General features: G+C 70.5%; 14 protein-coding genes, 1 tRNA gene and 1 pseudogene. 9 read left to right on the forward strand and 7 right to left on the reverse strand.

Annotated features, from left to right (window positions below; genetic code table 11):
- The first annotated feature begins 22 nt into the window (after positions 1–22).
- Positions 23–853, forward strand: a complete 831-nt coding sequence (locus QWM81_RS10255) for a class I SAM-dependent methyltransferase (RefSeq protein WP_290111466.1) — start codon at positions 23–25, stop codon at positions 851–853.
- A 37-nt stretch (positions 854–890) separates the two neighbouring features.
- Here QWM81_RS10255 and QWM81_RS10260 read toward each other — a convergent pair whose 3' ends face one another.
- The 3 genes from QWM81_RS10260 to QWM81_RS10270 all read right to left on the reverse strand — a co-directional run bounded on the left by QWM81_RS10260 (position 891) and on the right by QWM81_RS10270 (position 3,116).
- A complete protein-coding gene (locus QWM81_RS10260) occupies positions 891–1,382 on the reverse strand; it encodes a DUF7144 family membrane protein (RefSeq protein WP_435372349.1) in 492 nt (163 codons plus the stop codon).
- Positions 1,383–1,755: 373 nt separating this feature from the next.
- A tRNA-Pro gene (locus tag QWM81_RS10265) sits at positions 1,756–1,829 on the reverse strand.
- 339 nt (positions 1,830–2,168) lie between these two features.
- Complete coding sequence (locus QWM81_RS10270) at positions 2,169–3,116, reverse strand: metallophosphoesterase (RefSeq protein ID WP_290111468.1); 948 nt, start codon at positions 3,114–3,116, stop codon at positions 2,169–2,171.
- Between the two features lie 78 nt (positions 3,117–3,194).
- Here QWM81_RS10270 and QWM81_RS10275 point away from each other — a divergent pair, with 78 nt between their 5' ends.
- Entirely contained in the window at positions 3,195–3,659 is a 465-nt protein-coding gene (locus QWM81_RS10275) for a GatB/YqeY domain-containing protein (protein WP_290111469.1), read from the forward strand.
- Positions 3,660–3,955: 296 nt separating this feature from the next.
- Here the strand turns inward: QWM81_RS10275 and QWM81_RS10280 are convergent, their stop codons facing one another.
- Positions 3,956–6,214: a transglycosylase domain-containing protein gene (locus QWM81_RS10280; protein ID WP_290111470.1), complete on the reverse strand. Its 2,259-nt coding sequence runs from the start codon at positions 6,212–6,214 to the stop codon at positions 3,956–3,958.
- Positions 6,215–6,610: 396 nt separating this feature from the next.
- Here QWM81_RS10280 and QWM81_RS10285 point away from each other — a divergent pair, with 396 nt between their 5' ends.
- On the forward strand, positions 6,611–6,955 hold the full coding sequence (locus tag QWM81_RS10285; RefSeq protein ID WP_058940833.1) for a WhiB family transcriptional regulator: 345 nt from the start codon (positions 6,611–6,613) through the stop codon (positions 6,953–6,955).
- A gap of 113 nt (positions 6,956–7,068) precedes the next feature.
- On the opposite strand, the gene bagB is transcribed toward QWM81_RS10285, so the two are convergent.
- Entirely contained in the window at positions 7,069–8,379 is a 1,311-nt protein-coding gene (gene bagB, locus QWM81_RS10290; RefSeq protein WP_290111471.1) for an ATPase BagB, read from the reverse strand.
- Positions 8,376–9,413 (reverse strand): ArsA-related P-loop ATPase, encoded by a 1,038-nt coding sequence (locus QWM81_RS10295; protein ID WP_290111472.1) that lies wholly within the window; start codon positions 9,411–9,413, stop codon positions 8,376–8,378. Before QWM81_RS10295 ends, bagB begins: the two co-directional genes overlap by 4 nt.
- 87 nt (positions 9,414–9,500) lie before the next feature.
- On the opposite strand from QWM81_RS10295, the gene sp36 reads away from it, so the two are divergent.
- The 4 genes from sp36 to QWM81_RS10315 all read left to right on the forward strand — a co-directional run bounded on the left by sp36 (position 9,501) and on the right by QWM81_RS10315 (position 11,909).
- On the forward strand, positions 9,501–9,659 hold the full coding sequence (gene sp36, locus QWM81_RS10300; protein ID WP_003991873.1) for a Sp36 family protein: 159 nt from the start codon (positions 9,501–9,503) through the stop codon (positions 9,657–9,659).
- Complete coding sequence (locus QWM81_RS10305; RefSeq protein WP_290111473.1) at positions 9,656–10,126, forward strand: RidA family protein; 471 nt, start codon at positions 9,656–9,658, stop codon at positions 10,124–10,126. Before sp36 ends, QWM81_RS10305 begins: the two co-directional genes overlap by 4 nt.
- A gap of 83 nt (positions 10,127–10,209) precedes the next feature.
- Positions 10,210–11,082: an NUDIX hydrolase gene (locus QWM81_RS10310; RefSeq protein ID WP_290111474.1), complete on the forward strand. Its 873-nt coding sequence runs from the start codon at positions 10,210–10,212 to the stop codon at positions 11,080–11,082.
- Entirely contained in the window at positions 11,079–11,909 is an 831-nt protein-coding gene (locus tag QWM81_RS10315) for an MBL fold metallo-hydrolase (RefSeq protein WP_290111475.1), read from the forward strand. Before QWM81_RS10310 ends, QWM81_RS10315 begins: the two co-directional genes overlap by 4 nt.
- Positions 11,910–12,164: 255 nt before the next feature.
- Here the strand turns inward: QWM81_RS10315 and QWM81_RS10320 are convergent, their stop codons facing one another.
- Complete coding sequence (locus QWM81_RS10320) at positions 12,165–12,839, reverse strand: Crp/Fnr family transcriptional regulator (RefSeq protein ID WP_014046869.1); 675 nt, start codon at positions 12,837–12,839, stop codon at positions 12,165–12,167.
- 252 nt (positions 12,840–13,091) lie between these two features.
- Between QWM81_RS10320 and nth the strand changes: the two genes are divergently transcribed.
- Positions 13,092–14,039 (forward strand): endonuclease III, encoded by a 948-nt coding sequence (gene nth, locus QWM81_RS10325; RefSeq protein WP_435372350.1) that lies wholly within the window; start codon positions 13,092–13,094, stop codon positions 14,037–14,039.
- Between the two features lie 148 nt (positions 14,040–14,187).
- Positions 14,188–14,405: pseudogene (locus QWM81_RS29260) on the forward strand (hypothetical protein); the annotation flags it as partial.

Below are 14,405 nucleotides of genomic sequence, written 5' to 3' on the forward strand. Positions count from 1 at the left end.
GCCTGTGGATAACCTCCGGCGCATGTACTCCCCAACCCCCGGCGACTGGCGAGAGGCGAACCGTTCCCTCTGGGACGAGCGAGTGCCCATCCACGTCGCCGGCGACTACTACGACCTCGACGCCTTCCGGGCCGGTGAGCGCGAGGTGCTGCGGGACTTCGAGCTGGCGGAAGTCGGGGACGTCACCGGGCGCTCGCTGCTGCACCTGCAGTGCCACATCGGGCTGGACACCCTTTCCTGGGCCCGCCGCGGCGCCTCACACGTCGTCGGCCTCGACTTCTCCGAACCGGCCATCGAGACCGCTCGCTCCCTCGCCGCCGACATCGGCCTCACGCCCGAGCGTGCCGCGTTCGTCGCCGCGGACGTGTACGACGCCGCCGAGGCGGTGCCGGACGCTTCGTACGACATCGTCTACACAGGCGTGGGCGCCCTGAACTGGCTGCCGGACGTGCGCCGCTGGGCCGAGACCGCGGCGTCCCTCGTCGCGCCCGGCGGTTTTCTGTACCTCGCCGAATTCCATCCGCTCACCGACATCCTGGACGACGAGACAGGTTCACGGATCGCGTACGACTACTTCAGCCGCGACGCCTGGGTGGATGAGACCCCGGGGACGTACGCCGACGTCGACGCCGCCACCGTCCACAACCGCAGCGTCGAATGGCAGCACCCCATCGGTGAGGTCGTCTCCGCGCTCATCGCGGCGGGGCTGCGGATCGAGTTCCTGCACGAGCACGATGTCTCGCTGTTCGCCCGCTTCAAGGCACTCGTACGGCACGAGGACGGTTACTACCGCTTTGCGGCGGACCGCCCGCGTATCCCGCTGATGTACTCGCTCAGGGCCCGCAAGGACTGATCCACGCTCCGCCGGGCACCCCCTCGACCAAACGGCCTCAGTGCCTCGTCGGCGGTGCCACAGGCGGCGTGTCCTCCGTGCACAGCGCCCAGATGACGAAGACGGCGATCGCGATCGAGACGATTGCCCAGACCGGCTGGTACGGCAGCCAGATGAAGTTGGCGATCAGGGCGAACGAGGCCAACGCCACGCCGCTCGCCTTCGCCCATGCGGCACCGCTGAGGATCCCCGCACCAACGGCGGCGACCACCAGCCCGAGCACCAGATGGATCCAGCCCCAGGCGCTGACGCTGAACTCGAAGACGTACTCGCCGACGCGCCCGTACACATCGTCCTCGGCGATACCCGCGACGCCTTGCAGCATGCCGAGAACCCCGTTCACGAGCATCAGCACCCCGGCGAACAACGTCACCCCGGAAGCCCAGCCGCCGACTTTGCCGGCTCCGCCGCCACTGGGGGCTCCGTGGGCGGTGTGGTGCGCATACGCATGGTGCACCGGGCCACTCGGGCCCTCGGATGAGTTGCTCATTCTCCGATTCTGTGCCGGAGCCCGGACGATCGGCGACAGGACCAAGCCGTCCGGGTGACGGTCTCCGAGAAACCAGGTGATCCGCGATTCGGGTGGCTTCCGCCTCGGTCCGAGCCGGAGCGAGGGGGAACTCCTCGGCCTCCGCTCGATGTCGAAGTTCATCTCGGACAGACCCGGGTGTACGTCTCGACCGGCCGTTCCCCGCTGGAGCGACGACCGTGAGGCGTCCGGCGGCGTCCAACCCCAGGACGCCCCAGCGGGCCCTGCGGGCACTCAGTGTGTCGGCATTCATGGCTCCCAAGATCACCCCAGGAACCACTCAGGGGCCCGAACCGCTATCGCGGATCAGGCCCCTGACCTGGTGTTTCAGCTGTCGGGGTGGCGGGATTTGAACCCACGACCTCTTCGTCCCGAACGAAGCGCGCTGCCAAGCTGCGCTACACCCCGATGCCACCGCGTGTCTCGGCGACGTCGTTTACTTTAGCCCACTGGCGGCCGGAGACGAAATCCGGTTTAGGGTCCGCGCAGGTGGGGCTGATCCGGTCCAGGCCCTCCGGGCCGGTCGCGGAGGCCGTCGCCGGGCGGCGCCAGGTGGTGGGAGGAACGGGCCGCCCACCACGCGCGGCGGCAGCGGTGGGCGGCACGTCCCGGCTCGGTGGGCCGACAGGGCCGGACCGCCCTGGGCCCGGTCGATCAGGTTCCGGTGACGCCGCCGCGATCAGGACGCGGACGCAGTCGGCGGGGCAGCCGCCCGGCAGTCCTCCCTCCACCGTACGAAGGTGAAGATCAGTCCCGTGGCGTGAGGGTCAGCAGCGTCGCCTCGGGCGGGCAGGCGAAGCGGACCGGCGTGTAGCGGTTGGTGCCGCAGCCCGCCGAAACGTGGAGGTACGAGGTGTGGCCGCCGGCCCGGTGGGTGGAGAGGCCCTTCACCCGGTCCGTGTCCAGGTCGCAGTTGGTGACCAGCGCCCCGTAGAACGGGATGCAGACCTGACCGCCGTGCGTATGGCCCGCGAGGATCAGCGGGTAGCCATCGGCCGTGAAGGCGTCGAGGGAGCGCAGGTACGGGGCGTGGACGACGGCCACCGACAGGTCGGCGTCCGACTCCGGGCCGCCGGCGACCTGCTCGTACCGGTCGCGCTTGATGTGCGGGTCGTCCAGGCCCGTGAAGGCGAGCTCCAGGCCGTCGAGACTGTCGAGCTTGAGCCGGCCGCGCGTGTTGGTGAGGTTCAGCCAGCCCGCCGCGTCGAAGGCGTCCCGGATCTCCTCCCACGGGTTGTGCACGGCCCCGACGGCCGGCGCGTTGCCGTTGAGGCCGTGGCGGCCCTGTGCCCGCTCGATCAGGTAACGGGCCGGGTTGCGGAGCTTGGGCCCGTAGTAGTCGTTGGAGCCGAAGACGTACACACCGGGGAAGTCGAGCAGCGGACCGAGTGCGTCCAGAAGTTCCGGTACGCCATTGGGGTCGGAGAGGTTGTCGCCGGTGTTGACGACGAAGTCCGGGCGCAGCCCGGCCAGCGTCTGGAGCCAGGCCCGCTTCTTGCGCTGACCGCTCACCATGTGGATGTCGGAGACCTGCAGCATCCGCAACGGCCGTGTCCCACGCGGCAGTACGGGGACGGTGACCCGGCGGAGCCGGAACGAGCGGGCCTCGAAGCCGGCGGCGTAGGCCAGGCCGGCCGCGCCGACCGCTGCGATTCCTGCGGTGACTTTCAGGGGAACTCCGTATCGCGCGCGCATGGAGCCATCGTCCCAGACCCGACGCGGCGGCAGAAATGAGCGGGCGTACGGATCGCCGCACCTGCCACACTTGTGCGCATGACCACGCTCAAGTCCAACCTGCAGGAAGACCTCACCGAGGCGATCAGGGCGCGCGACGAGCTGCGCTCCTCGACGCTCCGGCTGACCCTTGCCGCCATCACCAAGGAGGAGGTCGCGGGCAAGCAGGCGCGCGAGCTCTCCGACGACGAGGTGCAGAAGGTGATCGCCAAGGAGGCGAAGAAGCGCCGCGAGGCGGCCGAGGCCTTCGCCCAGGGCGGTCGCGCCGAGCAGGCCGAGCGGGAGAAGGCGGAGGGCGCCATCCTTGACGCCTACCTGCCGCAGCAGCTGAGCGACGACGAACTGAAGCAGATCGTCGCCGAGGCGGTGGAGGAGGCCAAGGCGGGCGGTGCCGAGGGCCCGCGCGCGATGGGCGCCGTGATGAAGATCGTGAACCCGAAGGTGGCGGGCCGCGCCGAGGGCGGCCGCGTCGCGGCCGTGGTCAAGCAGCTGCTGGCGGGCTGAGCCGCCTACGCGTCGCCGTCGGGGGCTAGCCCCCTCGGTTGCCCCGTACGGTCCGGGCTCCCGGGGTCCCGGGGTTCCGGGGCGGCGCACGACGCCTGCGCGTTGCGGCGGGGGCGGGTGCGCCCGGCTCATGCCCCCGCCGAGGCGTCGGCAACGCCGGCGCGTTGCGGCGGCCCCCCGCACCTCACCAAAAAAAGGGCGCCCCACCGAACCACCGGTGGGGCGCCCTTCCCCGTTGCGCGTCCCCTTCCGCGTCCCGCTACGCGTCCCGTTCGCGCTGCGCTACGCGGGTGGCGTCACCGGTGGCCGCCGCCGTTGCCCTGGCCGCGCGCGTTGCCTCCGCCGATCAGGTCCGGCGGGATGGTGATGCCGCCCCACGGGTCGTCGTCGTCCCGGCCGCCTCCGCCGCCGCCGGTCGTGCCTCCGCCGCCGGTCGTGCCGCCGCCCGGCTTGTTGTCGGCGACCGGCCCGCCCTTCCCCTTGCCGTCCCTCGGGGCGTCCGGGATGTTGACGCCGACGAAGCCGGGGGCCTCGTGGCCGTCCAGCGCGCCGGTCATGGCGTCCTTCCAGATCGGCCCCGGCACCTTGCCGCCGAAGACCTTGTCGTGGTACTGGCCGCCGATGGTGATGTACTGCATCTCGACGTCCTGGGCCGGGGCCCCGACCCACACGGCGCCCGACAGGTTCGGGGTGTAGCCGACGAACCAGGCGTTCCTGCGGCCGTCCGTCGTACCCGTCTTGCCTGCGTTGTCACGGGACGACAGACCCGCCGCCTGACCCGTACCGGAGTCGATCACACCGCGCAGCAGGGTGTTGATGGTGTCGGCGGTCCGCTCCGACATCGCCTTGCTGCACTTGGTCTTCGGGACGGCGAGGCTCGTGCCGTCCGCCGTCTTGATGGACTCGATGGCGGTCGGCGTGCAGTACGTGCCCCGGTTGGCGAAGGCCGCGTAGGCACTGGCCATGTTCAGCGGCGAGATGCCGTTGGAGCCGAGGGTGAGGCTGGAGGGCTTCTCGGGCAGCTTCTCGTCATTGCCCATCACCACGTTCAGCTTGTTGGTCATCTCCACGACCGGGCACATGCCGATCTCGCCGATCATCTGTACGAAGTACGTGTTGACCGACTTGGCCATCGCTTCCTTGAGCGCGTACGGGCCGACCTCCGACTCGTTCTCGTTCTCCACGGTGTCCCCCTGGTTGACCCAGGGCTTCCCGCTGCAGGTCGACACCGACTCCGGGTAGGGCATCTCGAACGGCGACGGGTACACCTGCGTCGGCGGCTTGCCCTGCTCCAGGGCGGCGGCCGCCACGAAGGGCTTGAACGTCGACCCGGTCGGGAAGCCGTAGTTCGAGCCGCCCATGCCCCTGTTGACCGAGTAGTTGATCTGGGTCTCGTTCTTCCCGAAGCCGTACGGCTTGGACTGACCCATCGCCACGATCTTGCCGGTGCCCGGCTGAACCATCGTCACCGCCGTCGCGACCTTGTCGCTCTGGTAGACGTGGCTCTTGATCGATTCCTGCGTCGACTTCTGCGCCTGCGGATCGAGCGTGGTCCTGATCGTCAGGCCGCCACGGTTCCAGATCTTGCTGCGCTCCTCCCGGTTCTTGCCGAAGACCGGCTCGGAGAGGAAGACCTCGCGTACGTAGTCACAGAAGAAGCCCGCGCCGTCCACGGCGGTGATGCAGCCGTTCTTCGGCTTGCTCACCTTCAGCTGGATGGGGGTGGACTTGGCGCGCTCCGCCTCCGCCTCGCTGATGTCGCCGACGGCCGCCATGCGCGACAGGACGACGTTGCGGCGCTTGGTGGCCTCCTGCACGTCGTTGACCGGGTCGTAGCGGCTCGGCGACTGGACGATGCCGGCCAGCATCGCCGCTTCCTCCAGGTTCAGGTCCTTGGCGCGCTTGGAGAAGTACCGCTGGGACGCCGCCTCGATGCCGTACGCCTGCTGCCCGAAGAAGGTGATGTTGAGGTAGTTCTCGAGGATCTTCTTCTTCCCGAGCTCCTCCTCCACCTGGATCGCGTACTTCAGCTCCTGGATCTTGCGGCCCAGGGTCTGCTGGGTGGCCTGGGCGACCTTGTCGGGGTCGTCGCCCGCCTCCTCGACGAAGACGTTCTTCACGTACTGCTGGGTCAGGGTCGACGCACCCTGGGCGACCCCGCCCGACTGCGCGTTGCGGTTGAGTGCGCGCAGCACGCCCTTGAGGTCGATGGCCCCGTGCTCGTAGAAGCGCGAGTCCTCGATCGCGACGATCGCCTTCTGCATGTACGGGGAGATGTCCTTGAGGTCCACGACAGTGCGGTCGCGGGAGTAGACCGTGGCGATCTGACCGCCCTGCGAGTCGAGGATCGTGGTGCGCTGGCTCAGCGGGGGCCGCTTCAGATTGGCCGGGATTTCGTCGAACCCCTGGACCGTGCCCTTGGCCGCGAGACCCAGCGCCCCCGCGGCGGGCAGTGCGATCCCCGCGAGCACCGCACCGGACAGCACGCTGACACCGAGGAACTTGGCGGCCTGCTGGGTCCCGGTCAGACCCCCGCCCGAGCGCTTCTTTGGCATGGAGTCAGCCTACGTTCTCATTCGCCGGACACGCGTATATGCCTTGGCCTAAGCTGGTCACAACTGTCACAGCAGTTGCGCCCCCGTGACAAAAACCCGGTACGGCCCCCGCGTTCCCCGAGCCGCGCGGCCTCATGCCCGTTTCGACCCCATGCGTCAGTGCCCGCCCTGTGCAGCCCCGGTGAAGTGCCCTGGTTTACGGGATTCCTTACGTATGTCTACCGCTCACTCCCCTGGGTGATCTGCCGCGTACGCATAGTCCGTTCGGACCATTCAAGATTGGGCCCGAAGGGGGTGTTGCGCTGTGCCCACCTTCCGTAACGTCCTCAACTGGTGGCGGTGAATATGCCGCTGCCGCCGTGGGGGAGCCTCGATTCGGGAGAGGACGGCGCCGGTATGGGCTGGGTAGCTGACTGGAGTGCGCAGGCCGCCTGCCGCACTACCGATCCGGACGAACTGTTCGTACAAGGAGCGGCGCAGAACAGGGCCAAGGCGGTGTGCACCGGGTGCCCGGTGCGGACCGAGTGCCTGGCCGACGCGCTGGACAATCGCGTCGAGTTCGGCGTGTGGGGCGGTATGACGGAGCGTGAGCGCCGCGCACTGCTGCGGCGGCGGCCGACCGTCACCTCATGGCGCCGGCTGCTGGAGACCGCGCGCACGGAGTACGAGCGCAGCGCGGGCATCCTGCCCGTCGCGCTGGACGACGACGAGACGTACGAGACGTACGCGGCAGTGGGGTAGCGACAGAGTCAGTCAGTGACACGGTCAGTGACGTGGTCAGTGACGTGGCCCGTGGTTCCGTCAGCCAGTGGTTCGGTCAGTGACGGGGATCAGTGACGCGCTCAGTGACACCCTCAGCGGCGGTGACCCGCCGCGAGACGGTCGCCGATGGCCCGGAGCCCCGCCAGATCGTGTACGTCACCGGGTAGCGCGGGCACTTCAGTCACCGCTACCTCCGGATGGAGCGCGGTAAACCGGTCGCGCGTGCGCTGCTCACGGGCGAGCACCTGCATCCGTTCGGCATGCAGGCGCAGCAGCCCCGCGGTCAACCGGCCAACGGCCGGAGAGACAGACGCGGCGGAGACATCAACGGGCGCCGTGGGGGGCGTGGGCGGCGTGGGTGCTGTTGTGGTGCCGGTGGCCTTCGACTCGGGGGAGAGGGCAGCCTCGGGAGAAGTGACCTCTGGGCCACGAAGTCCAGCCTTCCCGGCCCCCTGATCCACAATGCCGCCCTCTTCAAGATTTTCCGCAGCGGCCAGCGCCCGCTCGGCGGACAGCCGCACGGCGCCGCTGCCGTGAACCCGGTTCAGCACCAGCCCGGCCAGCGGCATCTGCTCCGCCGCCAGCCGCTCCACGAAGTACGCGGCCTCCCGCAGCGCGTCCCGCTCGGGCGCGGCCACAACCAGAAACGCCGTACCCGGCGCCTGTAGCAGCCGGTACGTGGCGTCCGCCCGTGTACGGAAGCCGCCGAACATGGTGTCCATCGCCGCCACGAAGGTCTGTACGTCCCGCAGCAGCTGACCCCCCAGCAGCTTGCCCAGGGTGCCCGTCATCATCGACATACCGACGTTCAGGAACTTCATCCCCGCCCGGCCGCCCACCTTCGCCGGCGCCATCAGCAGCTTGATGAACGTGCCGTCCAGGAACGAGCCCAGCCGCTTCGGCGCGTCCAGGAAGTCCAGCGCGGAACGCGACGGCGGCGTGTCGACCACGATCAGGTCCCACTCCTCGCGCGCCCGCAGCTGGCCCAGCTTCTCCATCGCCATGTACTCCTGCGTGCCCGCGAAACCGGCCGACAGGGACTGGTAGAAGGGGTTGCGCAGGATGGCGGCGGCCCGCGCGGGGTCGGCGTGCGCCTCGACGATCTCGTCGAAGGTGCGCTTCATGTCCAGCATCATGGCGTGCAGTTCGCCGTCGCCCTTGATGCCGTCGACCCGGCGCGGAACGTTGTCCAGCTGGTCGATGCCCATCGACTGGGCGAGCCGCCGGGCCGGGTCGATCGTCAGCACCACGACCTTCCGGCCGCGCTCCGCCGCCCGTACGCCCAGCGCGGCCGCGGTCGTCGTCTTGCCGACACCGCCCGCCCCGCAGCACACGATGATGCGGGTCGCCGGGTCGTCCAGGAGCGGATCGACCTCCAGGCCGGGAACCCCATCGAGAGTCATACGCCCACCCCGAGCTTCCTCAGTTCCTTGGCCAACTGGTAGATACCGGCGATATCAGCGCCCTCCCCGAGGAAGGGGAGTTCGTACGTGGGCACCTGAAGTTTCGCCAGCGCCTCACGCTGCTCCCGCTCCAGCTCCACGCGCTCGGCGTGCTCGGCGGCCTGGTCCAGGAGCGGGCCGACCAGCCGGGTGGAGCCGCTGATACCGGCCGCGGCGAGCGCCTTGGCGATGTCCTTGCGGTGGTCGCCCGCCGCCGCCCGTACCGCGTCCTCGTCCAGAACGTGCGGACGGACCATGTTGACCAGCACGTTGCCCACCGGAAGGTCCGCGTCGCGCAGCTCGGCGATGCCGTCCGCGGTCTCCTGGACCGGCATCTCCTCCAGGAGGGTCACCAGGTGGACGGCCGTCTCCGGGGACTTGAGCACCCGCATCACGGCCTGCGCCTGATTGTGTATCGGACCGATCTTCGCGAGACCCGCCACCTCGTCGTTGACGTTCAGGAAGCGGGTGATGCGGCCGGTGGGTGGGGCGTCCATGACGACGTAGTCGTAGACGTAACCGCCGCCTTTCTTGTCCTGGCTAGGGTCCTGGCTCTTGTCGCGGCTGGTGCCCCGGCTGTTCTCCCGGCTGTTCTCCCGGCTCTTGTCCCGGCGGCGTACGGCTTCGCACGCCTTGCCGGTCAGCAGTACGTCCCGTACGCCCGGCGCGATGGTGGTCGCGAAGTCGATCGCGCCCAGTTTCTTCAGCGCGCGCCCGGCGGAACCGAGCTTGTAGAACATCTGGAGGTAGTCGAGGAGCGCGCGTTCGGCGTCAATGGCCAACGCGTACACCTCGCCGCCGCCCGGGGCGACGGCGATCTTCCTCTCCTCGTACGGAAGGGCTTCCGTTTCGAAGAGTTGTGCGATGCCCTGTCTGCCTTCGACCTCCACGAGGAGAGTCCGCTTGCCCTCCGTCGCGAGGGCGAGCGCGAGGGCGGCGGCGACCGTCGTCTTACCGGTACCGCCCTTGCCGCTGACGACCTGGAGCCTGCTCACGTATTCGAGCCTAACCAGTCGGCCCATGGGCTACGCAGGAGGCTGCCCTTGGCGGTGCTGTCGGTGGCAGCGGCTACAGTCGGCTCCATGACCAAGTGGGAATACGCGACCGTGCCCCTTCTCGTGCACGCGACCAAGCAGATTCTGGACACCTGGGGCGAGGACGGCTGGGAGCTCGTCCAGGTTGTGCCCGGGCCGAACAACCCCGAGCAGCTCGTGGCGTACCTGAAGCGGGAGAAGCAGTGACCGGCCGCGTCGAGGCGACCCTCGCCGAACTGGGCCTGACCCTGCCCGACGTGGTGCCGCCGCTGGCGTCGTACCAGCCGGCGGTCCAGTCGGGTGTGTACGTGTACACGGCGGGCCAGCTCCCGATGGTGGACGGCAAGCTTCCGGTCACCGGCAAGGTGGGCGGCGAGGTCACCCCGGAGGAGGCCAAGAAGCTGGCGCGGATCTGCGCGCTCAACGCACTGGCCGCCGTGAAGTCGGTCGCCGGGGACCTGGACCGGATCGCGCGGGTCGTGAAGGTCGTCGGGTACGTCGCCTCCGCCGCGGACTTCACCGGGCAGCCGGCCGTCCTCAACGGTGCCAGCGAGCTGCTGGGCGAGGTGCTCGGCGAGAAGGGCGTGCACGCGCGCAGCGCGGTCGGCGTCGCGGTGCTGCCGCTGGACTCGCCGGTCGAGGTCGAGATCCAGGTGGAGCTCGTCCAGGACTGAGGCGGCGGTGAGGGGACGCGGAGTCGCTGTCGTGACCACGTTCCCCTCTCGAACATCGCGACGGATGCGCATAGCATCCGGCCATGTCCAATGGTCAGTGGTACCCGCCGGAATGGCCCGACCGCATCCGCGCACTCGCCAGTGGGGCACTCGTGGCCGTGACCCCCAAGCGGGCCGCGACCGTGATGCTCCTGCGGGACGGCGCCGAGGAGGGGTTGCGGGTGCACATGCTGCGCCGGCGTACGTCCATGGCCTTCGCGGGCGGTGCGTACGCCTACCCGGGCGGCGGCGTCGACCCGCGCGACGAGCACCCCGTGCGGTGGGCGGGCCCCTCCCCGGCCGACTGGGCGGCCCGGCTCGGGGTGGCCCCGCCGGCCGAGGCGCAGGCCATCGTGTGCGCGGCGGTGCGCGAGACGTACGAGGAGGCCGGCGTCCTGCTCGCGGGGCCGACCGCCGACACGGTCGTCGCCGACACCACGGGCGACGACTGGGAGGCGGACCGGGCGGCCCTGGTGGCCCGGGAGCTGGCGTTCGCGGACTTCCTGGACCGGCGGGGCCTGGTGCTCCGCTCCGACCTGCTGGGCGCCTGGGCGCGCTGGATCACCCCCGAGTTCGAACCGCGCCGCTACGACACCTGGTTCTTCGTGGCCGCGCTGCCGGAGGGCCAGCGCACCCGTAACGCCTCCACGGAGGCCGACCGCACGGTGTGGGTCCGCCCGGCGGACGCGGCGGCGGGCTACGACCGGGGCGAGCTGCTGATGATGCCCCCGACCATCGCCACGCTGCGGACCCTGGAGCGGTACGGGAGCCCGGCAGCGGCCCTGGCGGCGTCGAAGGACCAGGACCTCACTCCCGTACTGGCACAGGCGCGCCTGGAGGGCGACGAGGTGATTCTGAGCTGGCCGGGGCACGAGGAGTTCACCAAGCACGTGCCGACGGGGGGAACGTCCCGATGACCGACGCCGCCGCGCTTCCCGGGCAGCCGCGCGGAGCCGTGGTCTCCGGCCCCGCGACCGAACGCGCCGTCAACGTCCTGGCGCCGAACGCGTCCGCGATGACGCTGGACGGCACGAACACCTGGATCCTGTCCGAGCCGGACTCGCGGCTCGCGGTCGTCGTCGACCCCGGACCGCTTGACGAGCGGCATCTGCGGCGGGTCGTGGACACCGCCGAACGGCTCGGAAAGCGCGTCGCGCTCACCCTGCTCACGCACGGGCACCCGGACCACGCCGAGGGCGCGGGGCGGTTCGCCGAACTGACCGGTACCCCCGTGCGCGCTCTGGACCCGGCGCTGCGGCTGGGCGACGAGGGGCTGAGGGCGGGGCAGGTGATCGAGGTCGGCGGCCTGGAACTGCGGGTGGTGCCCACGCCCGGCCACACCGCCGACTCGCTCAGCTTCCACCTGCCCGCCGACCGCGCGGTGCTGACGGGGGACACGATCCTCGGGCGCGGTACGACGGTGGTCGCGCACCCGGACGGGCGGCTCGGCGACTACCTGGACTCGCTGCGGCGGCTGCGCTCGCTGGCGGTCGACGACGGGGTGCACACGGTGCTGCCGGGACACGGGCCGGTCCTGGACGACGCGCAGGGGGTCGTGGAGTTCTACCTGGCCCACCGGGCCAGCCGGCTCGCCCAGGTGGAGACGGCCGTCGAGAACGGTCACACGACGGCGCGGGACGTCGTCGCGCATGTGTACGCGGACGTGGACAGGTCCCTGTGGCCCGCGGCCGAGCTGTCGGTACGGGCACAGCTGGAGTACCTGACCGAGCACGGCCTGATCTGAGGGCGGGCGTCGCGCGGCCCGGACGCGCGGGCGGGGCGAGCCGCGGGCGGGCGTCCCAGACGGCCCGGATGCGTGGCCGGGGCGGGGCGAGACACGGGTGGGCGTCCCAGACGGATGCGCGGGCAGCGCGAGACGCGGGCGGGCGGCGCGCCGTTCGGACACGCGCAAGGGCCGCCCCGGCGAGGGGGGCGGCCCTTTCAGCTGCTCCAGGCGGCCGTCGCGTGCGTCGCTCGCGGGCGGTCCTGGCGCTGCGCTCTAGCGGGAGCGCTTGGCCAGTCGCTCGACGTCCAGCAGGATCACGGCGCGCGCCTCCAGACGCAGCCAGCCGCGGCCGGCGAAGTCCGCGAGGGCCTTGTTGACCGTCTCGCGGGAGGCGCCGACCAGCTGGGCGAGCTCCTCCTGGGTCAGGTCGTGCACGACGTGGATGCCCTCCTCGGACTGCACGCCGAAGCGGCGCGACAGGTCCAGGAGCGCGCGGGCGACCCGGCCCGGCACGTCGGAGAAGACCAGGTCGGACATCTGGTCGTTGGTCTTGCGCAGGCGGCGGGCGACGGCACGCAGCAGGGCCGTGGCGACCTCGGGGCGGGCGTTCAGCCAGGGCTGCAGGTCACCGTGGCCGAGACCGAGGAGCTTGACCTCGGTGAGGGCGGTGGCGGTGGCGGTCCGCGGGCCCGGGTCGAAGAGCGACAGCTCACCGATCAGCTCACCGGGGCCGAGGACGGCGAGCATGTTCTCGCGGCCGTCGGGTGAGGTGCGGTGCAGCTTCACCTTGCCCTCGGTGACCACGTAGAGCCGGTCGCCCGGGTCGCCCTCGTGGAAGAGCGCGTCGCCACGGGCGAGCGTCACTTCACTCATCGAGGCGCGGAGCTCCGCGGCCTGCTCGTCATCGAGCGCCGCGAAGAGCGGGGCGCGCCGCAGAACGTCGTCCACGAGTTCTCTCCTATGTCGACCTGCTCAGAGACGTTGGGTCCCATGATGCCGGACGGTAAAACAGTGCGATCAATCACAACAAGTTTGACGCACTGGTACGCGTGTCCGTACGGCAGGGCCCCGATTGGGCGCTGATCGCCGTCGGCCGGGGCGGATGTCGGTGGTGGCCCTTAGGCTGGCCGGGTGTCCAATTCGCCGGTGAGAGCGCAGGTCGAGGGGGCCGGGAGAGTGTCCGGGGAACAGAATTCCGCCGTGGGCGAACAGGTGTCGCCCGCGCCGAATAAAGCGACAAAAGCGAACAAACCGACCAAGGTTGCGAAGGTCGCGAAGGTCGCCAAGACGGCGAAGTCCGCGCAGGCTGTCAAAGCGACCGGGGAAGCCTCCAAGAAGGCGACGCGGGGCGCGGCCAAGCAGGCGAAGCCGTGGAAGCCGGAATCGCACCTGGCGATGGTGCGCCGTGCTCGCAAGATCAACCGCGAGCTGGCCGAGCTCTATCCGTACGCCCATCCCGAGCTCGACTTCCGCAACCCCTTCGAGCTGCTCGTGGCGACCGTCCTGTCGGCCCAGACCACCGACCTCAGGGTCAATCAGACGACGCCGGCGCTTTTCGCGAAGTACCCGACTCCGGAGGACCTGGCGGCGGCGGACCCGGAGGAGCTGGAAGAGATCATCCGGCCGACCGGTTTCTTCCGCGCCAAGGCGAAGTCCCTCATCGGCCTGTCCGCCGCCCTCCGGGACAACTTCGGCGGTGAGGTGCCCGGCCGCCTCGAAGACCTGGTCACCCTGCCCGGCGTCGGCCGCAAGACGGCGAACGTGGTCCTGGGCAACGCCTTCGGTGTGCCCGGCATCACCGTGGACACGCACTTCGGCCGGCTGGTCCGGCGATGGAAGTGGACGGAGCAGGAGGACCCGGAGAAGATCGAGGCGGAGATCTGCGCGATCTTCCCCAAGTCGGAGTGGACGATGCTTTCGCACCGCGTCATCTTCCACGGCCGGCGTGTCTGTCACTCCCGCAAGCCGGCGTGCGGCGCCTGCCCGATCGCGCCGCTGTGTCCGGCGTACGGAGAGGGCGAGACGGACCCGGAGAAGGCGAAGAAGCTCCTCAAGTACGAGTTGGGCGGCTACCCGGGCCAGCGCCTGGCGCCGCCCCCGGACTACCCGGGCCGCCCGGCCGCGCCCCTGGGCACCGGCGACGAGTGACGGAACGACCAGTGGCTGGAACGCGTTGTGAAGCCGGGGGTGCCTATGACGCGCGCTGAAGAACACACGCAGAACCGCGAGACCGACCGGCCGGGGCCGCCGCCCGCCGGGGGGCCCACCGTGCCCGGCATCGAGCGCTCCGCCCCCCGCCGCGGCGCGGCGCCCGCACGGCGCGCGCGCGCCGCCGACCGCGCCGCCGCGGGCCCGGCACCCCCCCCCCCGCCCGGCGGTCAGCCACGTCAACAAGGCGACGAAGGGCCGGATCGTACGGAGCCTGCTGAGCGAGGCGGGGACCGCGCCCGGGTCGCCCGCCGAGCTGGTGGAGGCGCTGAGGGATCTCGGGTACGTGGTCGAGGCGGAGGCGCC

The sequence above is a fragment of the Streptomyces ficellus genome (assembly GCF_030406405.1).
Lineage (GTDB): Bacteria > Actinomycetota > Actinomycetes > Streptomycetales > Streptomycetaceae > Streptomyces > Streptomyces ficellus_B.